The sequence below is a fragment of the Rhodococcus sp. IEGM 1351 genome (assembly GCF_030056875.1).
GTDB lineage: Bacteria > Actinomycetota > Actinomycetes > Mycobacteriales > Mycobacteriaceae > Rhodococcus_F > Rhodococcus_F opacus.
Window position 1 is genome coordinate 164,533 of record NZ_JASHKU010000013.1, and the last position, 24,857, is coordinate 189,389.

A 24,857-nucleotide genomic window follows, 5' to 3' on the forward strand; every position below is an offset into this window, starting at 1 on the left:
CCCCGGCACCCCCACCGGGACCGGATGCAACCGCGAATCGAGCACGTACGCGTGAGTGTTCCACTCCGGCACACCGATCGGCACAGTCGTGTCGTCGGCGTCCGACGTCTCCCAGTACGTCACCGACACCGCGGCCTCCGTCGGCCCGTACAGATTGTGCAACCCGGCAGACGACAGCGCCCGGAAACGACTTGCGGTTTCGGGGGAAAGCGCCTCACCGATCACGAACACATGCCGCAGACTCGAACACGAGCCGGAAGGTACCGACGCAACGAACACATCCAACATCGACGGCACAAAATCGGTGACCGTCACCCCCTGCGCGTCGATCACCTCCGCCAGATACCCCGGGTCCCGGTGCCCGTCCGGACTCGCCAACACCATCGCCGCACCGACCTGCAACGGCCAGAAGAACCCCCACACCGACACGTCGAACGTCGTCGCCGTCTTCTGCAACACCACATCCCGCGCGGTGAGCGGGTACTCCGACTGCATCCACACCAACTGGTTCACGATGCCCGCGTGCGGCACCGCCACACCCTTCGGCTTACCGGTCGACCCGGACGTGTAGATGACGTAGGCGGTATTGTCCGCGCGCAGGGGATGCGCCCGATCGGCGTCGGTGACGCACGCGCCGGAGAAGTCGGTCAGGTCGAGGTCGTCGATGGTGACCACGTCCACGCCGGACGGAAGTGCGGGCTGATCCACGGTGGTGGTCAGGACGCGGATCGGCCCGGCGGACTGCAGCACGTACCCGATGCGGTCGGCGGGGTGATCGGGGTCGACGGGCACGTACGCGCCGCCCGCCTTGACGACGGCGTACATTCCCACCACGAGGTCCAGCGAGCGCCGCATCGCCAGCGCGACCCGTGATTCGGGCCCCACACCGCACGACACGAGATACCGGGCGAGCCGATTCGCCCGCTCGTCCAGCTCGGCGTAGGTCAGGGAAACGCTGTCGAAGACCAGGGCCGTCGCGCCGGGAGTGCGCGCCACCTGCGCATCGAACAGGTCCGGCAGGGTGGCGACGGGAACCTCGTGGTCCGTGGCGTTCCACCCGGCCAGTTCCCGGAGGCGCGCAGTCGGGTCGGCGATCGCGATGTCGCCGACCGGCGTCTGCGGTGCATCAGTGACCGCCTCGAGGATCCGGACGAACTGTGCACCGAACGAGCGGATCGTGCTCTCGTCGAACAGTTGAGTGGCGTAATTGAATTCGGCGGCGATGGGGCCGGGGCTGCCGTCGGCGCCGTGGGTGTCGGTGAGGACGAGTTGCAGGTCGAACGCGGCGACGTCGGGGAGGACCGGTTCGCTCGACACCGACAGGCCGGGGAGTTCGAGGTGTGCGGGTGCGTGGTTCTGGAAGAACAGCGCGACCTGGAACAGCGGGTGGTGGGCTGCCGTGCGGGTAGGGTTCAGATGCTCCACGAGACGTTCGAACGGCACATCCACGTGGGCGAACGCGGTGAGGTCCACGTCGCGGACCTGCTGCAGCAGTGCGGTGAACGACGATGCCGGGTCCACCTGTGCGCGGAGGACGAGGGTGTTGACGAACATGCCGACCAGGTCGTCGAGTTCGCGTTCGCCGCGTCCGGCGACGGGCGTGCCGATCGCGATGTCGGTGGTCGCGCCGAGCCTGCTGAGCAGTACCGACAGGGCCGAGTGCGCGACCATGAACAGGGTGGCGTTCTGGGTGCGGGCCAGGGTGAGCAGGCGTTGGTGCAGTTCCGCGGAGACCTCCCACGACAGGGTCGCGCCGTGTTTCGACGCGACGGCGGGTCGGGGTCGGTCTGTGGGCAGGTCGATGCTGTCCGGCAGCCCGGCCAGCGCGGTTCCCCAGTAGGAGAGTTGGCGGGCGGAACGGGAGTTCGGGTCGTCCTCCTCGCCGAGGAGTTCTCGTTGCCAGAGTGTGTAGTCGGCGTACTGCACCGGCAGCGGCGTCCACTGTAGCTCGTGGCCACCGCTGTGCGCGGCGTACGCGAGCATCAGGTCGCGGGACAGCGGCGCGAACGACCATCCGTCGGCGGCGATGTGGTGCACCACGAGGGTCAGCACGTGCTCGTCGTCCCGGACGCGCAGCAGTTGCGCGCGCACGGGAATCTCGGTGCTGACGTCGAAGCCGGTGAGGGCGAACGTCCGGATCGAGTTGTCGAGGTCGGCCTCCCGGGCCTCGACGACGGTGAGGCCGAGGTCGACGTCGTGGGCGTCGAGGATGCGCTGCCAGGGTCCCGTGTCTGAGCCGGGGAAGACGGTGCGCAGCGATTCGTGCCGGTTCAGCACGTCACGGAGCGCGCGGTTCAGTGCCGTGACGTCGAGGTCACCCGAGAACCGCACGGCGAGAGGCAGGTTGTAGACGGGGCTCGAGGTATCGAACTGGTTGAGGAACCACACCCGCTGCTGGGCGGGCGACAACGGCACCCGCTCCGGCCGCAGCTGCGGGGCCAGTGCGGGACTCGAGGGGTTCGTGTCTCGGTCGACGCCCTCGTACCGTTGCGCGAGCGCGCCGACGGTCGGCGCATCGAAGACGTCGCGCAGCGACACCGGGACGCCGAGCGCCGTGCGCAGTCGCGACACGAGTCGGGTGGCGACGAGCGAGTTGCCGCCGAGGTCGAAGAAGTGGTCGTGGACGCCGGCCCGCTCGACCCCCAGGATCTCGGTGAACACACCGGCCACGATCATCTCGGCGGGCGTCCGCGGTGCCACGTAGTCGGTGGTCGCCGCGTCGAGATTCGGCGCGGGCAGGGCCTTGCGGTCGAGTTTGCCGTTCACCGACAGCGGCAGTGTGTCGAGGTGCACGACGTGCACCGGGATCATGTACGAGGGGAGAACCCGGGCAAGGTGGTCGCGGAGATCGGTCGCCGCGACGTCCACGGCCCCGACCGTGTAGGCGACGAGGGCCTCTTCGCCGCGGTCGTCGCGGTGCACCACCACGACCGCCTGCGACACATCTGGATGGGTCTCGAGCGCGGTCTCGATCTCCCCCAACTCGATCCGCTGACCGCGCAACTTCACCTGGAAATCGGTCCGCCCCAGATACTCCAGCGCACCGTCGGTGCGGCGACGCACCAGATCACCCGTGCGGTACATCCGCCCACCCGCCACATACGGATTCGCCACGAACCGGTCCGCCGACAGGTCCGGCCGGTTCAGATATCCCCGCGCCAGCTGATCCCCCGCCAGATACAACTCCCCCGCCACCCCGTTCGGCACCGGATGCAACCGCGAATCGAGCACATGCAACTGCGTGTTCCACACCGGACTCCCGATCGGCACCGTCACCGTGTCCGCCGCACCGGTTTCCCAATACGTGACATCGACCGCGGCCTCCGTCGGACCGTACAAGTTGTGCAGATCCGCACGACTGACCGCCCGGAACCGCGACACCTGCTCCGGCGTCAACGCCTCCCCCGAACAGAACACCAACCGCAACGAATCGCACTGCGCCGCAGCAGGTTCGGCAGTGAACACCGACAACATAGACGGCACGAAGTGCATCGTGGTGATGCGGTGCCGACGGATGAGGGTGGCGAGGTAGTCGGGGTCGCGGTGTCCGTCCGGTGCGGCGATCACCAGCGTGGCACCGACCTGCAGCGGCCAGAACAGCTCCCACACCGACACGTCGAACGTCACCGGAGTCTTCTGCATCACCGCGTCGTCCGAAGTCAGCCGGTATTCGTGCTGCATCCACTGCAGGCGGTTCACGATCGCACCGTGGGTGACGGCGACGCCCTTCGGCCGGCCCGTCGACCCGGACGTGAAGATCACGTACGCCGTGTTGTCGGCGGTGAGCGTGGTGGAGATCGGTGCCGAGTCCTCGTCGGGGAGGTCGAGGGTGTCGACGTTCACCACCGGTGCCGCGGTGCTGAAGGTGGTGTCGTCGGCGCGCGTCAGCACGCACACCGGCTGGGCGGTGTCGAGCACGTATGCGGTGCGCTCGGCGGGGTGATCGGGATCGATCGGCAGGTATGCGGCTCCTGCCTTCACGATCGCGTAGATGGCGACGAGCAGATCGAGTGATCGGCGTATCCCGACCGCGACGACGGACTCCGGTCCCACTCCGATTCCGATCAGGTAGCGGGCGAGGCGGTCGGTGTGCTTGTCGAATTCGGCGTAGGTCAGCCACCGGTCCTCGAATACCAGCGCCACGGCGTCGGGAGTGGCGGCGGCCTGAGCCGCGAACAACGACACCAGGGTGTCCGCTGGCACGGGGTGGTGCGTTGCGTTGGCCGCCGCGAGGGCGGACCGCTCGTCCGCGTCGAGCAGGTCGATGTCGCCGACCGAGACCGGCGGGTTGTCGACGACCGCGTCGAGGAGCCGGCCGAACCGTTCGCCGATCGACACGGCGGTGTCCTCGTCGAACAGGTCTGTCGCATAGGACAGTTGCACGGCCAGCCCGGCGGGGACGCCGGCGGAGTCGAACTGCTCGACGACGGTGAGTTGTAGGTCGAACTTCGCCACGTGGACGTCGATCTCGGCGGCATCGACCTCGAGTCCGTCGAGTTCCACCCGGGTGTTCGCGGTGTTCTGGAAGGTGAGCATCACCTGGAAGAGCGGGTGGTGTGCCGACGACCGGGCGGGGCTGAGCACCTCCACGAGGCGCTCGAACGGGACGTCGCCGTGCTGGAACGCGGCGAGGTCGGCGTCGCGGGTGCGGGCGAGTACGTCACCGAAGGTGTCGCCGGGGTCGACGGTCGTGCGGAGCACGAGGGTGTTGACGAACATGCCGACGAGGTGGTCGAGCGCTTCCTCGCCGCGTCCCGCGACCGGTGTGCCGATCACGATGTCCGATCCGGCGCCGAGATGGCGGAGCAGCACCGCCAGCGCGGTGTGCGTCACCATGAACGGCGTCGTGCCGGTGCTCTGTGCGAGATCGACGAGACGCCCGTGCACGTCGGCCGGGATCGTGAACTCGACACGCCCGCCCCGGTGGGACATCTCGGCGGGCCGTGTCCGGTCGGTGGGCAGCTCGATCAGTGGCGGCACACCGGTGAGCGCTGCCTGCCAGTGGGCGATCTGCCTGGCGGACAGGCTGTTCGGGTCGTCTTCCGAACCCAGTAGGTCCCGCTGCCAGAGGCTGTAGTCGGCGTACTGCACCGGGAGCGGTGCCCAGGTAGGTGCGTGACCGGCTGCCCGCGCCGCGTACGCGACCATCACGTCGGCGGCCAGCGGCGTCATCGACCAGCCGTCGGCGGCGATGTGATGAACCACGAGGACGAGAACGTGCCGGTGGGGTGCCTCACGGAACAGCCCGGCGCGCAGCGGTCTGTCGATGGTGAGGTCGAATCCGGCACCGCCGAGTGCCGTCACCGCGGCGGTGAGCGAATCCGCGTCGACGTCGATCGGATCGTCGCCTGCCAGCACACTCACGGCGGGCATGATCAGCTGGTGGGGTCCGTCAGGGGTATGGGGGAAGAGGGTGCGCAGCGCTTCGTGACGTTCCTGGACGTCGTCGAGCGCCGCTCGCAGGGCATTGCGGTCGAGTGGGCCGGTGAGCCTCAACGCGATCGGCAGGTTGTAGGCGGGCGATGCCGTGTCGAACTGGTTGAGGAACCACATGCGTTGCTGCGCGACGGACAGCGGCACGCGGTCGGGTCGTTGCCGTGCTTCGAGCACCGGCCGCGGGTCGGTGTGCGGGCTCGTGTTCGCCACCGCGACCGCCAGTTGCGACACCGACGGCGACTGGAAGAGGTCCCGGACTCCGATCCGCACACTGAGGGCGGTGTTCGCCCGGGACACGACCTGGGTGGCCATCAGCGAGTTGCCGCCGAGTTCGAAGAAGCTGGTGTCGACGCTCAGTTCGGGTAGGCCGAGGACGTCGCGGAAGATCCCGAGGAGGACCTCCTCGGTGACCGTTTTCGGGCGCACGATGTCGGCCGAGCGTGCGGCGAATACCGGTGCGGGCAGGGCGTTGCGGTCGAGTTTGCCCGCCGGGGTCAGCGGCAACGACTCCAACACCACGATCGACGACGGCACCATGTACCCCGGCAACCGCTCCCCCACGAACCCCGACAACACCCGCGTATCGACCTCTACGCCCGGCGCCGGCAACACATACGACACCAGCCGACTACTCCCACCCCCGTCGTCATGACCAACCGTGTGGGCGAACTCCACCACCGGATGCGCTGCCAACGCGGCGTCGATCTCACCCAACTCGATCCGGAACCCCCGGATCTTGACCTGAAAATCACTGCGGCCCAGAAACTCCAGAACCGGAGGCCCGTCCGGGGCGGTCACCCACCGCACCACATCACCCGTGCGATACATCCGCCCACCCGCACCGAACGGACACGCCACGAACCGCCCCGCCGTCAACCCGGCCCGACCCACATACCCGCGAGCCAAGCTCGACCCGAGAACATACAACTCCCCACGCACCCCAGCCGGAACCGGACGCAACCGCCGATCCAGCACCACCAGATCCACACCCACCGTCGGCGACCCGATACTCACCGCCCGCCCAGGCACCAACGGACCGGTCGCCGACGACATGATCGTCGTCTCACTCGGACCATACGCATTGACCATCACCCGACCCGGCGCCCACCGCGACACCAACTCCGGCGGACACACATCACCCGCCACCACCACCGTCTTCAAACGGTCCAGACCCCGATGATCCAACGACGCCAACGCCGCCGGCGTGCAAAACGCATGCGACACCTCATGTTCGGCAACAAACTCCGCCAACTCCGAACCACCGAAAATACTGGTCGGCGCCACCACCAGCGTCGCCCCCGCACACACCGCCATCACCAACTCGAACACCGACGCATCGAAACTCGGCGACGCGAAATGCAACACCCGCGAACCCGCGCCCACCCCCAACCGATCCCGCTCATCCGCAGCCAGATTCACCACACCCCGATGCGTGACCGCCACACCCTTCGGCCGACCCGTCGACCCCGACGTATAAATCACATACGCCGGATGATCCACCGACAACACACCCGTCCGGTCGGCGTCGGTGACCGCATCCGCCGGATACGAGGCAACGGCAGACACAACCTCCGCGTCGTCGAGCACGATCCACTGGGTCGCGTCGGGCAAACCCTCCCGCAACGCGGCGGTCGTGATCCCGATCGGCGCCCCACAATCCTCCAGCATGAACGCGATCCGCTCGAACGGATAACCCGGATCCACCGGAACGAACGCCGCCCCCGCCTTCGCCACCGCCCACACACTGGACACGGACTCGACCGACCGCGGCAGCGCCAGCGCGACCGCGACCTCGGGGCCGACCTGGAGGTCGATCAGGAGTCGAGCGAGCCGGTTCGACGTCTCGTCCAGGGCGCGGTAACTCAGGGCGGCGGCGGACGTCCCGTGCCCGGGTGCGACGAGGGCATCGCCGTCCGGGTTGCTGCGCACGGCCCCGGCGAGTAGATCCGGCACGGTGACGGGTGCGAATCCGGCGCGCCCGGTGGCCGGCAGCAGGCTGCGGCGTTCGTCCTCGTCGAGGATGTCGAGGTCGCCGATCCGTCGTGGTCCGTCGGAGATGAGGAACGCGCCGAGGAACCGGCTGAAGCGGGCGTGATGCGCGGCGAGGGTGTCTTCGGAGTACAGGTCGGGGTTGGCCTCGAGGTCCAGGTTGAGGCTGGTGCCGGCGACCCCGTGATAGACGTTGACGGCGAGGTCGGTGATCGGTCCGGTGGACAGCAGTTCGAGCCTGCCGACGATGCTGCCGAGGGTGATCTCGTTGTGGAACAGCATGACGTTGATCAGTGGGCCGTAGAAGCCCTGATGATCGATGGCCGCGTCGCGACGGAGGTCGATGTGCGGGTACCGCTGATGCCGGAGCGCCGCGGTGACCTCCAGCCGGACCGCCGCCACCAGATCCGTGTTCGTCATGTCCGGGCGCACGTGCAGGCGCAACGGGACGACGTTGGACACCATGCCGCCCGAGCGGCGGAGCAGCGCGGTGGTGCGGGCGGTGACGGGCAGGCTGACCGCGACCTCCTCGCGTCCGGTCATCCGGGAAAGGTACGCGGCGAAGGCGGCGATGACCTCGAACGCGGTCGACGAGTCGTGGCGGTCCGTCGCAGCCTCGAGGTGGTCGACGAGGGCGTCGGGGATCTGGCCGCCCGTCGTGCGGCTCCGGGCCCGCGCGGGGGCGCTCCGGTCGACGAGGCTGTGCGGTTCGCCGATGGTGGACACCCGCTCGGACCAGTACTCCCGGTCGGCCCGGTAGCGCGCCGACGTCCGGTAGTCGTCGTCGACCCGGGCGACGTCGGTGAGTTCGGCAGCCTTGGACGGCCCGGCGGCGCGCCCCTCGACGGCTGCGGTGTAGAGCTCCGCGGTCCGGTCGACGAGGGTCACCGATCCCATGCCGTCGAGCGCGACGTGGTGGACCCTGCTGTACCAGTAGTGGCGATCCGGCCCGATGCGCAGAAGCGCCGAGGTCGTGAGCCGATCGCGGCACACGTTGAGCGGGGCGGTGTACTCCTGCCGCATCCACTCCTTGGCCGCGGCCCGCGGATCGGGCTCGTGCTGCAGGTCGACGAACCGGACCGATGCTTCCAGGGTCGGATCGACCAGCTGGTAGGGAACCCCGTCGACCTCGACGAGTCGGAGGAATGCGGAGCCGAGCTCACGGCCCGCGGTGATCATCGACTCCGACAGCAGCGGTACGTCGAGGGCACCCACCAGTTCGACGCACTGCGCGATGTTGACGGGTACGTCGGGATCGAGTTGCTGGGCGAACCACATGCCCTGCTGAGCGGCGGAGAGCGGAAATGCACCGTCCGGAAGGCGACCCTCGGTGGTCACGTCACCACTCGGCACAGCTTCGACCACCTTGTTCGTCCTCTTTCCCGCTCCGGCGGTGGGACGAACCCACCGGCCACCGAAGAAACTCATAGTGACCTGCGAACCTGGGAATTTACCGAACATTACCCGGGAGTACGCTTCAGGTTCCTATCGGACGTACGGTTCAGACCGTTTCACGGCGTCTCATAATGTGGACACCGCGCGGGTTTACCCACGTGGATCCTGTTTCCGGACCACAGATATAGCACTGCCCCACTCCTTCCCGGAAGGAGTGGGGCAGCGGTCGGTGCCGAGCCTCAGCCGGCTGTCACACCCTTGATTTTGGCGATTCGATTCCGCAGCCCCCACTGTGTGACCTTGAGGAGCGCCTCGCGGACGATCCCGCCGCTCATCTTGGATTCGCCGATCTCTCGTTCCGTGAACGTGATGGGAACTTCGCGGACGTCGAAGCCCTCCTGAATGGCCCGCCACGCCAGGTCCACCTGGAAGCAGTAGCCATGCGACTCCACCGCAGCGAGGTCGAGCTTCTCGAGCACCTCACGGCGGTACGCCCGGTATCCGCCGGTGATGTCTTTGATCTTCACGCCCAGGGCGAGCCGCGAGTAGATGTTCCCGCCGCGCGAGAGCCACTCGCGGTGCTTCGACCAGTTGACCACCGTGCCGCCCGGCACGTACCTCGAACCGAGCACGAGGTCGGCGCCGGCGTCCACCTGGTCGAGGAGGCGATGCAACTGCTCGGGCGCGTGGCTGCCGTCCGCGTCCATTTCGACGAGGACGGTGTAGTCCCGGTCCAGGCCCCAGTGGAATCCGGCGATGTAGGCGGCTCCGAGACCGTTCTTCTCGGTGCGGTGCATCACGTGGATGCGGCCGGCGTCGTCGTTCGACGCGAGGGCGTCCGCGATGTCTCCGGTGCCGTCGGGGCTGCCGTCGTCGACAACCAGAACATGCGTCCGCGGCAGCGCCGCATGCAGGCGGCCCACGATCAGGCCGAGATTCTCCCGCTCGTTATACGTCGGAATGATCACCAGAGTCCGTGCGCTCGGTGCCCCGCTCTGCCCGGAATCGGTCTCCGATGCCATGAGGATCCTCCCTGCCGGCAACTGCCGGCGCCTTCTCGGTACTGCGTTGAATCAGTGGGCGAACTGTGCGTCGTCGTTGCACCACGGCGAACGCGACGGCAGCGACGGCGCCGACACAGAGGAGAACCTCCGGAATCGGGCCGAGCCGACTTGCCAGCGTAGTACCGGTGCGGAGCGGCACCTGCGACACCAGGGCCGCGGGTACGAAAAGTGGGGTTTCCGCCGCCGTGGACCCGTCGGGGCCGATGATCGCGCTCACACCGCTGGTCGCGGCGACGACGACGGCGCGACCGTGCTCTACGGCCCGCACCTGTGACATGGCGAGCTGCTGGTAGGTCATCTCGGTGTCGCCGAACGTGGCGTTGTTGGTGGGGACGGCGAGCAGTTCGGCGCCGCTGCGCACCGACTGCTCGAACGCCCGGTCGAACGCCACCTCGTAGCAGGTCGCGACCCCGACGGCGATTCCGTCCGCGTGGACGACCCCGTCCCCGTCCCCGGGAACGAAGTTGCCCGCCCGGTCGGCATACGAGGAGAAGTGCCGGAAGAACCCGCGGTACGGCAGGTACTCGCCGAACGGCTGGATGATCTTCTTGTCGTGCTGCTCCTGCGGTCCCGCATCGCCGTCCCACACGATCACCGAGTTGGTGGTGGTGCGGTCGGAATTCACGAGCACCGCACCCACCAGAATCGGCGCACCGATCGCCTCGGACGCCCGGGAGATGTCGGCGGCGGCGTCGGCGTTGCGCAGGGGATCGATGTCGGACGCGTTCTCCGGCCAGACGACGAGGTCGGGTTGCGGCGCCGCGCCCGACGCGACGTCGTCTGCGAGTTCGAGGGTGCGGTTCACGTGATTGTCGAGGACCCGCTTGCGTTGGTCGTTGAAGTCGAGTCCTAGTTTGGGGACGCTGCCCTGGATCGCGGCGACGGTGATCGTCCGGTCTCCCGAGTCCATGCCCGGCAGCGTCGGCCCCAGCGCGAGCGACACGACCGTCGCGGCGAGTGCGGCGACCAGACCGCCTGCGAGCGGCCGCGTCCAGTTCGTGGCGCCGCTCACCCGGGCCCGCACCGTCACGGCGACGGATGCCAGTCCGGCGCCGGTCAGCGCGACGGCGAAGCTGAGCAACGGGGCACCGCCAATGCTCGCGAGCGGTAGGAACCAGCCCTCCGACTGGCCGAACGCCAACCGCCCCCAGGGGAAGCCACCGAACGGCACGCTGGCGCGCAGCCACTCCGTGAGCGACCAGCACGCCGCGATCCACAGCGGGGCCCAGCGCAGCCGGGAGACGAGCACGGCGAGCACCCCGAACAATCCGATGTACAGCGACTCGACCGCGGCGAGGGCAAGCCATGGGAGGGCGCCGACGAACACCCCGATCCACGGGAGCAGCGGCACGAGGAAGCCGAGTCCCGCGAGGTAGCCGTAGCCGAAGCCCGCGCGCAATCTCGGTGCCGCACCCCCCGCACCGGTGAGGATCAGCGTCAGCAGGGCGATGCCGATGGGTGCGAGGAACCAGAGGGGGCGGGGCGGAAAGCCGGAGAACACGAGGAATCCCGCGGCCACCGACAGGACGGAACGTACCAGCACGCCGCGCTTTCCGGTGGTCCAGCGAGACGTGGTGCTACCGCTCATGGACGACGCTCCCCCGGTGCACCGAACGCAGCAGCACGGGTGTGGGCGCGTCGTCCTCGAGCCGCGGCAGGGCCGGGACCCGGGACCGGGGATCGGTCGACCACCGCTGCACGGAGTCCTTGGGGGCGCTGACCACGAGTTCACCGGCATCCCACACGGCGTACGACGCGGGCGCTCCGGGGTCGAGCGTCCCGGCAAGACCGTCCCGGACCCCGCCGGCCCGCCACGCGCCGCGCGTGGCAGCCGAGAACGCCGCGCGGGGGGAGATCCCGCTGCCGGGCGTGCGGTGGTGGACGGCCGCGCGCAGCATCGCCCACGGGTCGACCGGGGTGACGGGTGCGTCGGAGCTCAGTGCCAGCGACACCCCGGCGGAGGCGGCGGCGGCGAACGGGTTGAGGGTGAGGGCACGCTCGGTTCCGAGGCGCTGCGCGTACAGGCCGTCGGTCCCACCCCACAGGGCGTCGAACGCGGGCTGGACGCTGGCGATCACACCCCACTGCGCGAGCCGCGCCGCGTCGTCACCGGTCAACATCTCGGCGTGTTCGAGTCGGTGCCCGGCCTTCGCGACCGCGGGACCGCCCAGTTCGTCGGCGACGACGGCGAACGCGTCGACCGCGGCCCGGACGGCGGCGTCGCCGATGACGTGGAATCCGGCCTGAATTCCGGCGATGGTGCAGGCGCGCACGTGTGCGGCGATCTCGTCGACTCCCAGGTAGCTCTTGCCGGTCCCGCCGGCCAGATCGGCATAGGGTTCGCTGAGCCACGCCGTGTGGGAGCCGAGGGATCCGTCGATGAACAGGTCGCCGCCCAGCGCGTGGGCGCCGGTGGTGTTCAACAGCTTTCTGGCCTCGTCGGCGTCGGCGACCGCCTCACCCCAGTAGCCGCGGACCTCGACACCGTGCGGGGTGGCGAGGAGTTCACGGAAATCGTCGAGTCCGGCGATGTCGGGGCCCCCGCACTCGTGCACTGCGACGATGCCGCGGGAGGCGATGGCGTCGAGGGCGGCGATGCGGGCGGCGGAACGCTGCTCGGCCGTCAGCAGCGAGCGCGCGACGGTGCGGGCGGCGTGGTGCGCCTCGAATGTCAGCGGCCCCTCCGGCGAGAAGCCGGCGGTGTCGCTCAGATCCGGGACCGACCGGCGCAGGGCCGTCGAGCAGACTGCCGAATGGACGTCGATCCGGGACAGATACACCGTGCGTCCGGGCGCGGCCTCGTCGAGTTGCGCCGTGGTGGGACCGGCGCCGTCCGGCCACGCCGATTCGTCCCAGCCGTGTCCCCAGATGACTGCGTCGCCGTGGGTGCGGGCGAAGGAGGCGAGCCGGTCCAGGCATTCGCGAAGCGATCCGACACCGACCAGGTCGAGTCCGACCATGTTCAGGCCGAGCGCTGTGACGTGCACGTGGGTATCGACGAAAGCCGGGGTGACGAACGCGCCGCCGAGGTCGACCACGTCGGCACCGGGGTGCAGCGCACGGGCCGCGCGGTCGTCGCCGACCCACGACACGACGCCGTCGGTCACTGCCATCGACGTGGCGTCTGGAGCAAAGGAACTGTAGATTCGGCCGTCGACCAGCAGTTGTGTAGTCACAGGCAACCAGTCTGCCTGTTAGGGCAGAACGCGGGGATCACGGGTCGGGGTTCGGGGCTCCTCGTCGATCACTACGCCCTCGAAGACCTCGTCGACCACCTCCCCTTCGATCACTTCGCCGCCACCCCGCCGGGGTGCCCGCGCGAACGCTTCCGCCCCGGCCGCGACGGTGGCGGCACGCCTGCCTGCCAGCAGGACCACGACGGGCCGAAGTGCCCACCGGGTGGGGGGAACGAGGAAGAGCAGCCCGAGCACCGAGGTGACCAGGCCGGGGACGAACATCAGCGCGGAGCCCAACGCGACGAGTGCGCCGTCCGCGACCGCCGCACCAGGAGAGCCGTCGCCGCTCGCCGCCCGGCGCAGGCCGTCCATCACACGACGCCACTGCGACCGCATCAGCAACAGTCCGATCAGCGTTCCACCGAGCAGGAGGAGAACCGTCCACAGCACGCCGATCGCGTTACCGACCAGGACGAGAGCGGCGATCTCCACCACTACGTACAACAGGAACAGTGCGGCGTACATGACGCCCCCTTTCGGACGGCCGGGTCATCGAGGGTCTGGGTCAACCGTCTGATCGTTCAACGTTCGACGGCGCCGATTTTCTCCCGGCCGTTGATATCGAAGCGCTCACAATGCTAAACCTCAAGTTGACATTGAGAGTCTGCGCATGATGCAGTTCACTGCGATGGGGGTCTTCCGACCCCGCGCACAACGAGGAGCCGATATGACTCGTTCCACCGTCTTCCGCCGAGCCGCAATCGTTCTCGCGTCCGCAGCCGCCTTCGGCATGCTGTCTTCGGGACCGGCATCGGCAGCACCGGTCGCCGACTTCGCGAAGGGTGCCGCCGAACTGCAGGCGCTGGCCACCGAGGTCTCCCCCGCCGCGACGGCCGCCGTGGACGCTCTTCTCGGCGCCAGCGTGTTCATCCCGAAGGATGTGCTCGAGGTCGGACTCACCACACCGCAGGACTTCATGTACCCGTCCCCCACGCTCGGGTGCGGCGTCGCCGACAAGCCCGCGACGGTCACGCTGGCGAGCGCTCAGGGCGGACCGAACCTGTTCCCCCAGATCACCGCGAACCAACTCCGATTCCAGGCCATCCCCGCCTACGTGGCGATCCCGCAGTCGTCCGACCTCAGCGTCGCCTGGATCAACCTCACGACGTTCCAGGGCGGGATCGTCAAGCTCGACGACAAGCTTCCGATCATCAATACCCCGCTGCTGTCGAAGATCGTCGACACCGGCAAGGGAACCGTCCTCGCGACGATGTTCGGGACGGTCGGCTACGCCGACTCCGTCACGTGCACCGTGGTCCCGACCGTCGGCACCTTCACCGTCTAGCGGCAGTACGCTTCCCCACCCGCCGGCCTACGAGCCGGGTCGCACCAGGCCCGTCTCGTAGGCCAGCACCACTGCTTGGACCCGGTCGCGGACGTTCAACTTGGTCAGAATCCGGCCCACGTGCGATTTGATGGTCGACTCCGAGAGGAAGAGCTGACCGGCGATCTCCGTGTTCGACAAGCCGGTGGCGACCAGCTGCAGCACTTCCCGTTCACGCTCGGTCAGCACGTCGAGGACCTCCGGGTCACGAAGCGGACCGGGGCCGTCGTCGAGGAACCTCGCCAGCAACCGGCGGGTCACCTTCGGCGACACCACTGCGTCCCCCGCGGCCACACTGCGGATCGCCGACACCAGGTCTTCCGACGGGGTGTCCTTGAGCAGGAAGCCGCTGGCCCCGGCCCGCAACGCACCCATGGCGTGCTCGTCGAGGTCGAAGGTGGTCATCACCAGCACGCGACTCGCGACCCCCGACTCCAGGATCTGGGCGGTCGCGCTGACCCCGTCCACCACCGGCATACGGACGTCCATCAACACCACATCGGGTTCGAGTTTGCGGACCGCGGCGACGGCCGCCGCTCCGTCGCTCGCCTCACCGACGACAGTGATGTCGTCCTGAGCGTCGAGCACCATGTTGAGGCCCATCCGCATCAGTTCCTGGTCGTCGACGAGTAGCACGGTGATCGGCACAGCGCCAACCTAACACCGCAGTCCCGGTGGGCGCCCGACCCGCACACCGGCCCGCGGGACACGGCGGTCACGAGTAGATAACCAAACCAAGACCGGCAGAAGCGCTGGCATACGCTCGAAGTCTGCCTATGATCGAATCGGCGGCCAGTCGGAGTGCCCACAGATCGGGGTGTCCAGATGCGAATCGCGGATGTGTTGCGGAACAAGGGTCCGGCCGTGGTGACGGTCGATCCGGAGATGCCGGTCAGCACACTGATCGGCGAACTCGCCAGGCACAATGTGGGCGCCCTGGTGGTAACGGAGAACGACGCCGTCGTCGGGATCGTCACCGAACGCGACGTCGTGCGCCGCATCCACGAGCGCGGCCCCGACATCCTGAATGCCCGGGTCGTGGACATCATGACGACATCGGTGTTCACCTGTCTCCCGACCGACACCGTGGACAGTCTCGCCGAAACCATGACCGAACGCCGGATCCGGCACCTGCCGGTGATCGTGGACGGGCAGCTGGTCGGCATCGTCAGCATCGGCGACGTGGTGAAGAGCCGGATCGGCGAGCTGCAGACCGAACGCGACCAGCTCGAGTCGTACATCGACCACGGCTGAGCGAGAACCTGATGGCCCTGTTCGTCGTGGAATACACGTACAGCCCCGAGACGTCGTCCCTGCGCGACGATCACCGGACGCAGCATCGTGGGTGGCTCACCGAACTCGTCCGCCGCAAGGTCATGCGTTCGACCGGCCCCCTCGCCGACGGCCACGGTGCGCTGTTCATCGTCGAGGCCGAGGACGAGGACGCCGTCGCGCGCCTGTTCGCGCAGGATCCGTTCGTACAGGAAAATCTGGTCGAGAAGGTGCAGATCCGCGAATGGACGCCCGCGATGGGCGAATTCAGCGAGTAGGACGCACGTCACACCCAGCCGAACAGGGCTCGGCTCCGAATCCCTCTAGCGGATCGTTCTGCGCACGCCGCGACGATCGGCTGTACGAGTCGTCGTCGGGGCGAAGAACTGAAGGAAGTACGCATGTCCGGGTTCCCCCTCGCACCGACCGACAGTCTCGGCCACGACGCGTTCACCTCGCTGGTGGTCTCTCTGCCGCGCCCCGTCTGCGTGTACGACGACCGACGGCGACTGGTGTTGACGAACCCGGCCCTGGCCGACCTCGTCGGCTACCGATTGGACGAGTTCGATCGTGTGGACCTCGCCGGTTTGATGCACCCGTCGGACGCGCCGCGGTGGTTCGGCCTCGTCGGGGGTGTCCTCGATACCGGCGCCGCCCAAGCGGGCTATGCCCGCGTCCGGCACAGGAACGGGAACTGGCTGTGGGCGCACGGGGTCGCCTCCATGTTCACCTCCGCGGACGCCCGCTTCGTCGTGCTCGTGTGGCAGGACAGGACCGACGAGATCTGGGACAACCCCCGCTTGCTCGACACGGCGGAAGTCGCTTCGCTCGACATCGTCCGTTCGCGGGCAGTCATCGAACAGGCCAAGGGTGCGCTGATGCTCGTCTACTCCATCTCCGCCGACGCCGCCTTCGACCTCCTGACGTGGCGGTCACAGCAGACGAACACGAAGATCCGCGTCATCGCGGAGCAACTCGTTCTCGCATTCGGCGACGAAATCCACACGCCCACTTCGTTTCGCGACCGTTTCGACGCTCTGCTGCTCACCGCTCACGAGCGGCACCGCCGATAGGAAAGCCCGGGGCGGTCCCGCGACCTGGGGGCTCAACCCGCGGAACCTGGGCCGGCGGTGCCACCGGTGACGCTTCCGGCCCTGGGGCGTCGATTTCCCGTCTTCTCGAATGACTAAACAGTCGACAGGCACCTGCGAGTTCGCGCGGGAGGACATTTCCGGGAACCGGTGACCGTGTCGCCGCCGAGTTCGGTGGCTGCGAGCAGCGGTCCCGGCTCCACTCTCTAGGATGTCGCGGTGTCCACAGGATTGCTGAACGAACCGCTCGAGCGGTCTGCCCCGCCACCGGTACCGAGCCCGTTTCGGGCGCCGGCGATCCTCGCCGCGTCCGGCGCGGTGGTGGCGGCCGTGTTGTTCTGGATCGTCTCCGGCAGCCTGACGGACGACGCCTACATCAGTCTGTCGGCCGCCAGGAACCTCGCCGTCCACGGGGAGTGGGCGATCGTAAACGGACTGACCGCGAACACGTCGACGTCCCCGCTCAACGTGCTCGTGCTCGGGGCATTGACGTTCCTGACCCGATTGTGGGGCCCGGGCGATCCCCTGTTCGCGCTCGGAATGCTCAACGTCGCGGTCACCGCCCTGTTGGGCTGGGTGCTGGCGCGCACGTGCCGGCGCCTCGGCCTCGGGACCGTCTGGGCGGTGCTCGCCGGTGCGCTGGTGGTGTTCAACCCGTTCGTGTTGTCCGCGGTCGGACTCGAGGTGCTGCTGATCCCGGCGGCCGTCGCGGTGATGGTGTGGTTCGCGCTCGAAGGCAGGGCCGCCTGGTTCGGCGCGGCCGCGGGCATGGCGTCGCTGGTACGTCTGGACCTGCTCGTCTTCGTCGTGGTCATCGCCGCCCTGTCACCGGCGATTCGCACGCAACTGCGCCGCGCTCTCGCCGGCTTCGCCGCGATCGCCGGGCCGTGGTACCTGTTCAGCTGGATCGTCCTCGGTTCGGCTCTGCCCGACACCTTCCTGATCAAGCAGGGCCAGGCCTCCGATGTGGGCGGCTACAACTACCTCACCGGCCCGATCATGTACTTCGAGTCCAACCCGTGGCGGACTGTGGCGGCATTCGGTCCCGCGGCCCTCGCACTCGTTCTGATTCTCGTCGCGCTCGCCTCGTACGCCAGGCCGGGGAAGCGACCGGTGCCTGTGCCGCTGCTCGCGCTCGGACTGTCCGGTGCTCTCTACTACGCCGCCTACGTCGTGCTCGACACCGTGCCGTACCACTGGTATTACGTGGCGCCCGCGACCACGCTGGCGATGTTCGCCGTCCTCGCCGCCGGCATCCACTGGAGCGCCGCGCGCAACGCCACGGACCGCGCTGTCGCCGGCACACTGGCCGGCCTGCTCGCCGTGCTGGGCGCCGGCGCCGTGTACTACGACGTCGAGAGCGGTCTCCCGTGGGACGCACCCCCCATCTTCGGTAACTGGGCGAGTGCGCAGGACTACGAGCGGGTCGGCCGGGCGGTCGGGACCCTCGTCGGGGAGGCACCGGTGCGATCCCCCGGTGAGATCGGGACCCTCGCGTACTTCTGTGAATGCGTCATCGTCGACGAATTCTCCGACCGCGGATTGGTGGTCGAGGACCGGTTGGTGCCCCGTCTCGCGGAGGCCACCGAACCGACGCGCACATTGCTGCGCGCGAACTACGCCTTCTTCGACTACCGGCTCGCACCCGTGAACCCCGCATTCGATCTCCGCTACCAGGAAGGCCGTGGTCCCGGCGGCCCGATGTCCTGGGACGTGTTCTCCGCCGCCCGCGGAGCCGGCCACTTCATCCTGGTGCCGCTCGCCGGCGGCTGACGTCGTCGCCCAGTCTGCCCTCGAAGACGGGGACCGTGCCTACCTGGTCTCGCTTCTGCCACCCGCGTTGGCGATGACGCGCCCGGATTTCGTCGCAGGCTGGGTGTGGAACATCCGTGGGAACCCACGGGTCCGGCTGCGGATGCCGGCGGGTTGGTGCGATGGACTCGCGCGAGAGATCACCGATCGTGCGGAGCTCGACGATGCCCGGGACGCTATCTGCGAGACGGTCAATGTGTTCGACTATGGCGAATGCGCCGTGCATCTACGCGGGTTGCCTACGCGCGCGAAGATCAAGGATCTGCACCGGTACTGGTTCGACACAGGTCGGCCACTCGTCATCGAGCTCCGGGATGCTCCCAGGTAATCCGGCGACTCCCCCGGCCCGTTCGGCCACGATTCGAGCCGAGCGCTTGTCACGACGTCGCGGATTCTCGCTTCGCGTCGAGTCGGTGAAGCAGGGTGCGAGCGCCGTCGAGGAGCAGTTCGAGTGCGTCGGGATAGGCGCTGCGGTCGGAGAGGTCGACGAGAAGACCCGCGGTCGCAGCGATGTGCGGATGCGTCTCGGCAGGCAGCTGCGCGTAGGCGGATCGCCACAGTTGCCGATCGGACTCGCGGACGTCCTCGGGTAGAGCGAGTTCGGCTCCGTCGAGGGCTGCGAAGGCCAGCATCTGGTCCACGAACGCGCGGTAGAGGCGCACTGCTGCGCCGTCGGGGAATCCCGCCTCGCGCAGTATTCCGAGGATCGTGTCGACGGCTGCTTTCTCCGAGGTACGACCGCTGACGCGGCTGGCCGACAGGACTGCCGCCTGGGGATGGTCCAGATACGCTGCATGCGAACGTATTCCGAGAGAGTGGAGGTCCCGCCACCAGTCCCCGGTGGGTTCCCACCCGTGGAACGACCGACCGATCAGCTCGTCGGCGATCGCTAACGTCAGGTCGTCGATGCCGCGGAAGTACCGGTACAGGGTGCTGGGGTCGGCCCCGAGCGCAGCCCCGAGGCGCCGGACGGACAGACCGGCACTGCCGTGGTGGCGGAGCAACCGCAGCGCCGTCTCCATGATCAGCTGCTCCGAGAGAACTGCACCCTGCTTCGTCGGCCTGCGCCTCTTCCTGGCCGAGTCCGAGACCACCTGCTTCGCCATCCCGGCTCCCTTCCGTCCACGGAAGCTTATGCCAACACCGTTGACGCTGCAATCGGCGACAGTGTTGCATGTCACAGGGAGCGAAGCCCCAGGCCGCGGACACGAGAATGCGGATCGGTGCGTGGCCTCTCATCCCTCCCATCCCTCCATCGAAAGCGACGCACACATGGCAGCAGTGAACAACGGCGCGGTCGACGCGCCGAGGGCGACCGCCCTCCGCAAATCCCTCGGCGTCATCGACGGAATTGCGATCGCCGCCTCGAGTACCGCGGCGACGACGAGCATCGGTGTCGGCTTGGGAGTCATCGCCGCCGTGGTCGGTCTCCAGATGCCGGTGGTGTTGGTACTGGCCTTCGTCCCGATTCTGGGAATTGCCAGCGGATACGCCCGGCTCAACAGGGTCGAACCCAATTGCGGCAACAGCTATGTCTGGGTAGGCCGCAGCCTCAGTCCGTGGCTGGGCTTCCTCACCGGTTGGATGGCCATCGTCGCCGTTGTCGTGTTCATGGCCTACACCACCGCGATCGCCGGGTCCGCGATCCTGCAACTCGCCGGCATGGCCGGCCTGCACAGCATCGGCGGGCTCACCCTCGATCCCGACTCCACGCTCCAGTCCACGATGCTGGGGCTGACGATCCTGGGGGCGGTGACCTTCACCGCCGTCCGCGGCGTCGCGGTCGCGGCCCGGCTGCAGAAGTATCTCCTCGTCTTCGAGTACGTCGTGTTGATCGGCTTCTGCACGTACGGGTTGTTCGCCGGGAGCCAGCCGTTCTCCCTCTCCTGGTTCGATCCCTTTGCGATTCCCTCGTTCGCCGTGCTGGCTCAGGGCATGGTGATCGCGGTCTTCTTCTACTGGGGTTTCGAAGCGGCGTTCAGCGTGAGCGAGGAGGTGCGCGACCCGCGCGACGCGTCCCGCGCCGGGGTGATCACCGTCTTCCTGGTCCTCGGATTGTTCCTGCTCGGTGCGGTGGCGTTCCAGCGCGTCCTCACCCCCACGGAACTGGCGGACAACGGGACCGTCGGGCTCGCGTTCCTCGGCGAGGCACTCGCCCGGCAGCCATTGGCGGCTCTCCCCGTGGTCGCGTTGATGTTCTCCGTCGTCGCGTCGCTCCAGGCCACCGTGATACCCAGCGCGCGTGGACTGTTCGCAATGGGCCGGGACCGCACTCTCGGCCCGGTGTGGACCCGCATCCATTCCCGTTACGGAACCCCGGCGGCCGGCACCGTGCTGCTCGGCGCCATCTCCGCCGTGGTCGCGCTGCTGGCCACGGTCATCCCCAAACTCAGCGACCTTCTCGGTGCGGGCATCAGTTCGATCGGCCTGGTGGTCGCCGTCTGGTACGGCCTGACGGCACTCGCCGCCGCTGTCCGGTTCCGCGGCCTCCTGCGCGAGCATCCGTGGGAGGGGCTGCGCGCGGTGGTGTTTCCCGCCCTCAGCGCCCTGGTGTTGCTGGCGCTGGGCGGCTACCTGGGCTGGATCTTCTACACCTCGGCAGATCATCTCGAATTCAGTGCGACCAACGGCTGGTTTCAGCTGCTGTTCCCGGTCCTCATCCTGATCTCGGGGCTGGTGGTGGCCGCGCACGCGAAGTGGGTCCGCCGGTCGCCCTATTTCGTCACCGGCCGCGGAACGGATGCCGGCGACGCCGACCTGCTCGGCGCGCCCACCGAAGTTCCCGTGACCACCCCCTGACCGATCAGCGCGACACAACCTGATCCGAATACCGACGACAGCACTTCCCGATAGGAGATTTCCGATGTCAGCAGGACCCGCAGATCTGGTCTTCACCGGCGGATCGATTGCCACCCTGGACCCGGCCCGCAGCCGCGCCACGACGGTCGCCGTCACCGGTGGCCGGATATCAGCCGTCGGCCACGACGAGGTCCGGGAGCTGATCGGCACCCGCACCGAGGTCGTCGACCTCACCGGCAGGCTGCTGCTGCCAGGCTTCCAGGACGCGCACATCCATCCCGTGGTGGCCGGCCTCGAGTACGCCCGCTGCAACCTCACCGGCACCAGCGACGCCGCCGCCACCCTCGCCGCCATCCGCAGCTACGCCGGCGCACACCCGGAGTTGCCGTGGATCGTCGGCGGCGGGTGGTCGATGGAGGCGTTCGACGGGGGCACACCCACCGCGCAACTCCTCGACACCGTCGTGCGGGATCGGCCGGTGTTTCTGCCCAACCGCGACCATCACGGAGCATGGGCCAACACGAGAGCTCTGGACCTCGCGGGCATCACTCGAGACACTCCCGATCCCGTCGGCGGACGTATCGAACGCGACGCCGACGGCGCGCCGACCGGCATGCTCCAGGAGTCTGCGATGGAGCTGGTCGGCTGCCACACCCCGCAGCACACCCCCGACGACCGGCTGAAGGCGCTGCTCCACGCCCAGCAGCACCTGCATTCGCTCGGCATCACCGCGTGGCAGGACGCGCTACTCGGCGACACCTCCGGGATCTCCGATGTCTCCGATGCCTACCTGACCGCGGCCGGCGACGGCTCCCTCACCGCGCGGGTTGCGGGCGCCCTGTGGTGGGATCGCGATTGGGGCGCCGAGCAGGTCCCCGACCTGCTCCGGCGACGGTCCCTTCTCCGCGTCGGGAGGATGCGGGCCGACACCGTGAAGATCATGCTCGATGGTGTCGCCGAATCCCGCACCGCGGCCATGATCTCCCCGTATCTGGATGGATGCGGCTGCGCGACAGCCCATTCCGGGACCAGCTTCGTCGACCCGGACGAGCTGCGCGGCTACGTCACCGAGCTCGACGCCCTCGGATTTCAGGTGCACTTCCACGCGCTCGGCGACCGGGCCGTGCGGGATGCGCTCGACGCGGTCGACGCCGCTCGGACGACGAACGGATTCCGCGACACCCGGCCGCACCTCGCCCACCTGCAGGTCGTGGACCCGGGCGACATCCCCCGTTTCCGCGCGCTCGGCGTCACGGCCAACATGCAACCGCTGTGGGCAGCCCACGAGCCGCAGATGGACGAACTCACCATTCCGTTCCTCGGGGACGAACGCTCCCGCCGGCAGTACCCCTTCGGTTCCCTGCTGCGCTCGGGCGCAACGCTGGCGGCCGGCAGCGACTGGCCGGTCAGCAGCGCCGACCCGATCCACGGCATCCATGTCGCGGTCAATCGCGTACTGCCGGGCCGGGACGGGCAGGGACGCCCGGTGTTCCTCCCGGAGCAGCGAATCGACCTCACGGCCGCACTCACCGCGTACACCGCCGGGTCCGCGTACGTGAACCACCTCGACGACACGGGCAGCATCGAGGTGGGCAAGCTCGCCGACCTGGTGGTCCTCGACCGGGATCCGTTCACCGGAACCGCCGACGCGATCGGCGAGACCCGGGCCGTCCTAACCTATGTGGGCGGTGATCGCGTCTACACGGCACCGGACGCCTGAGGACCAGCGGGAGGCAGCCCTGGTCGGCGGCGCGGATGCCGGTCGGCGGACCGTCGTGGCGCCGATCGGCATCCGCGGCCACACTGGAGGTGTCCCGCCGAAGTCAGGAGACAGTGATGGGCGACAACAGGCCGTTCGGGTTCGACCCCGACGATCTCGACCGCGTGATCCGTGAGGCCGGCGAGGAATTGCAGGGCGTCAAGGACCGGATCGTCAGGTTCCTGGACCAGGCAGATTCTCAGATTCCGTGGACGGGCGTGTTCGCGGACTTCGCCCGGTCGCCGCGCGGCGCGTCGAAGCCGGAAACGACGGGTGAGACCGGTGACGGTGTGTGGGCGATCTACACGCTCGACGGCGAGGGCGTCGCACGGGTCGAGCAGGTGTATGCCACCGAACTCGATGCGCTCCGCGCGCACAAGCACAACACGGATCCTCACCGGTCGGTGCGGTTCCTTCCCTATGGCGTCACCGTCAGCGTCCTCGACCAGCCGGAGGAAGCGACACCACCAGAGACGGAGTAGCCGGGGCCGCTCAGTCCTCGAGCTCGAGCGGCAACTCCGCGGTGACCCGCCAACTGCCGTCGGTCTGCCGTCCCGCCTCGAGGGTGCCGTGCAGCACGGCGACCCGCTCCCGCATCCCCAGCAGCCCGTTGCCCGATCCGAGCGAGAACTGCCCGGACGAGTTGCCGTTGTCGGTGATTTCGACGAGCACGTCCGTCTCGCGGCGCCGCACCCGCACCTTCGCGCGCGGACGTTCTCCGGCATGCCGCAGCACGTTCGTCAGCGATTCCTGGACCAGCCGGTGGACGCCGAGACTGACCGCCGGGCTGATGTCGTCCAACTCCCCCGTCAGCTCGAGTTCCACGGGCAGTCCGGCGCTGCGCATCATGTCGACCACCCGGGCGAGGCCGGCCGTGCCGTGCTGGGGCATGTCGTCGGTCGCCGGTTCGGTGCGCAGCAGCGAGACGGTGCGCCGCAGTTCCGCCAGAGCCTCCCGCCCGGTGCCGGCGATGTTGGTGAGTGCCTGCTTCGCGATGTCGGGGTTGCTCTTCAAGGCGTAGGACGCGCCGTCGGCCTGAACGATCATCACGCTCACCGCGTGCGCGACGACGTCGTGCAATTCCCGGGCGATCCGGGTCCGCTCGGCCGCCACCGCGTCCTCGGCGCGACGATCCCGGTCGTAGTCGGCGACGACGAGGCGCGCGGCGACCTCTTCGTCGTAGGCCCGGCGGGCGCCGAGGAACTCCGCCGTGATCCAGGAGAGTGCGAAGACGAGGACCGAGAACAGTCCGGCCGCCAGCAGTTCCTGTTCCAGTAACCAGATCGACAGGGCCGAATCCACGGCGAGGCCCACCGCGTACATGGCGGCGGTCCGGCGGTCGACGTAGGCGACGAGCGTGTACAGGGCGACGGCGAGCGCCAGCAGACCGGGATGCTCGGCGTCGAGGTCACCGATCGAGTAACTGACGAACGTGATCGTGATCGACACCACCAGAACGGCACCGGCCGCCGCCCGCGGATACTTGCGACGCCACGCGATAGGCAGGCACAGCAGGAAACCCATGACCAGCTGCACCCACGGCGAGCGGTCTCCCGACGCAGTGAACACGAACACCTCGAGGGCGAACAGGATCGCCGCCAACATCGAGTCCGCAACCGTCGGCTTTCCTCGCAGCCACAGACTGAACCTCCGCATGTGCACAGCGTAAGTACCTCAGGG

The 24,857-nt window shown here is 68.4% G+C and carries 17 protein-coding genes (1 of these 17 running past the window's edge); 9 read left to right on the top strand and 8 right to left on the bottom strand.

Annotated elements, in window-relative coordinates; all coding sequences use genetic code 11:
* The 5 genes from QM806_RS23010 to QM806_RS23030 all read right to left on the bottom strand — a co-directional run.
* Nucleotides 1–8,790 carry the 5' portion of a non-ribosomal peptide synthase/polyketide synthase gene (locus QM806_RS23010; protein WP_283292971.1) on the bottom strand. Its footprint begins 20,748 nt before the window's first position, so only the first 8,790 of its 29,538 coding nucleotides appear in the window; its start codon is at nucleotides 8,788–8,790; the stop codon falls past the left edge of the window.
* A 269-nt stretch (nucleotides 8,791–9,059) separates the two neighbouring features.
* Nucleotides 9,060–9,842 (bottom strand): polyprenol monophosphomannose synthase, encoded by a 783-nt coding sequence (locus tag QM806_RS23015; protein WP_283292973.1) that lies wholly within the window; start codon nucleotides 9,840–9,842, stop codon nucleotides 9,060–9,062.
* The gene (gene lnt, locus QM806_RS23020) at nucleotides 9,769–11,472 is read right to left on the bottom strand and encodes an apolipoprotein N-acyltransferase (protein WP_054246448.1); all 1,704 of its coding nucleotides are present in this window, start codon (nucleotides 11,470–11,472) and stop codon (nucleotides 9,769–9,771) included. Before lnt ends, QM806_RS23015 begins: the two co-directional genes overlap by 74 nt.
* A complete protein-coding gene (locus QM806_RS23025) occupies nucleotides 11,462–13,066 on the bottom strand; it encodes an amidohydrolase (protein WP_064080336.1) in 1,605 nt (534 codons plus the stop codon). The genes lnt and QM806_RS23025 overlap by 11 nt, the downstream gene beginning before the upstream one ends.
* Nucleotides 13,067–13,078: 12 nt before the next feature.
* A complete protein-coding gene (locus QM806_RS23030; protein WP_005575303.1) occupies nucleotides 13,079–13,585 on the bottom strand; it encodes an FxsA family protein in 507 nt (168 codons plus the stop codon).
* Between the two features lie 202 nt (nucleotides 13,586–13,787).
* Here QM806_RS23030 and QM806_RS23035 point away from each other — a divergent pair, with 202 nt between their 5' ends.
* Complete coding sequence (locus QM806_RS23035; RefSeq protein ID WP_005260678.1) at nucleotides 13,788–14,405, top strand: hypothetical protein; 618 nt, start codon at nucleotides 13,788–13,790, stop codon at nucleotides 14,403–14,405.
* A 27-nt stretch (nucleotides 14,406–14,432) separates the two neighbouring features.
* On the opposite strand, the gene QM806_RS23040 is transcribed toward QM806_RS23035, so the two are convergent.
* The gene (locus QM806_RS23040) at nucleotides 14,433–15,092 is read right to left on the bottom strand and encodes a response regulator (RefSeq protein ID WP_005260679.1); all 660 of its coding nucleotides are present in this window, start codon (nucleotides 15,090–15,092) and stop codon (nucleotides 14,433–14,435) included.
* A 177-nt stretch (nucleotides 15,093–15,269) separates the two neighbouring features.
* Here QM806_RS23040 and QM806_RS23045 point away from each other — a divergent pair, with 177 nt between their 5' ends.
* The 5 genes from QM806_RS23045 (at nucleotide 15,270) to QM806_RS23065 (ending at nucleotide 18,947) form a co-directional block, all read left to right on the top strand.
* Nucleotides 15,270–15,698 carry a CBS domain-containing protein gene (locus tag QM806_RS23045; protein ID WP_005246355.1) on the top strand — a complete coding sequence of 143 codons (429 nt, stop codon included), beginning with the start codon at nucleotides 15,270–15,272 and terminating at the stop codon, nucleotides 15,696–15,698.
* 11 nt (nucleotides 15,699–15,709) lie between these two features.
* Nucleotides 15,710–15,994 carry a YciI family protein gene (locus QM806_RS23050; protein WP_005575305.1) on the top strand — a complete coding sequence of 95 codons (285 nt, stop codon included), beginning with the start codon at nucleotides 15,710–15,712 and terminating at the stop codon, nucleotides 15,992–15,994.
* 123 nt (nucleotides 15,995–16,117) lie between these two features.
* Nucleotides 16,118–16,789, top strand: a complete 672-nt coding sequence (locus QM806_RS23055) for a PAS and ANTAR domain-containing protein (RefSeq protein ID WP_054246451.1) — start codon at nucleotides 16,118–16,120, stop codon at nucleotides 16,787–16,789.
* Between the two features lie 237 nt (nucleotides 16,790–17,026).
* Complete coding sequence (locus QM806_RS23060) at nucleotides 17,027–18,580, top strand: glycosyltransferase family protein (RefSeq protein ID WP_054246452.1); 1,554 nt, start codon at nucleotides 17,027–17,029, stop codon at nucleotides 18,578–18,580.
* 73 nt (nucleotides 18,581–18,653) lie between these two features.
* Complete coding sequence (locus QM806_RS23065; protein WP_005575311.1) at nucleotides 18,654–18,947, top strand: nitroreductase/quinone reductase family protein; 294 nt, start codon at nucleotides 18,654–18,656, stop codon at nucleotides 18,945–18,947.
* Nucleotides 18,948–18,996: 49 nt separating this feature from the next.
* Here the strand turns inward: QM806_RS23065 and QM806_RS23070 are convergent, their stop codons facing one another.
* Nucleotides 18,997–19,725 (bottom strand): TetR/AcrR family transcriptional regulator, encoded by a 729-nt coding sequence (locus tag QM806_RS23070; RefSeq protein WP_005575312.1) that lies wholly within the window; start codon nucleotides 19,723–19,725, stop codon nucleotides 18,997–18,999.
* Nucleotides 19,726–19,891: 166 nt separating this feature from the next.
* Between QM806_RS23070 and QM806_RS23075 the strand changes: the two genes are divergently transcribed.
* From QM806_RS23075 to QM806_RS23085, 3 genes are all read left to right on the top strand, one after another.
* A complete protein-coding gene (locus QM806_RS23075) occupies nucleotides 19,892–21,418 on the top strand; it encodes an APC family permease (protein WP_054246453.1) in 1,527 nt (508 codons plus the stop codon).
* A gap of 64 nt (nucleotides 21,419–21,482) precedes the next feature.
* Entirely contained in the window at nucleotides 21,483–23,138 is a 1,656-nt protein-coding gene (locus tag QM806_RS23080; RefSeq protein WP_283292978.1) for an amidohydrolase, read from the top strand.
* A 116-nt stretch (nucleotides 23,139–23,254) separates the two neighbouring features.
* Nucleotides 23,255–23,659 carry an Rv0313 family protein gene (locus QM806_RS23085; RefSeq protein ID WP_037205128.1) on the top strand — a complete coding sequence of 135 codons (405 nt, stop codon included), beginning with the start codon at nucleotides 23,255–23,257 and terminating at the stop codon, nucleotides 23,657–23,659.
* A 10-nt stretch (nucleotides 23,660–23,669) separates the two neighbouring features.
* On the opposite strand, the gene QM806_RS23090 is transcribed toward QM806_RS23085, so the two are convergent.
* Nucleotides 23,670–24,833 (bottom strand): sensor histidine kinase, encoded by a 1,164-nt coding sequence (locus QM806_RS23090; protein WP_037205116.1) that lies wholly within the window; start codon nucleotides 24,831–24,833, stop codon nucleotides 23,670–23,672.
* Between the last annotated feature and the right edge of the window lie 24 nt (nucleotides 24,834–24,857).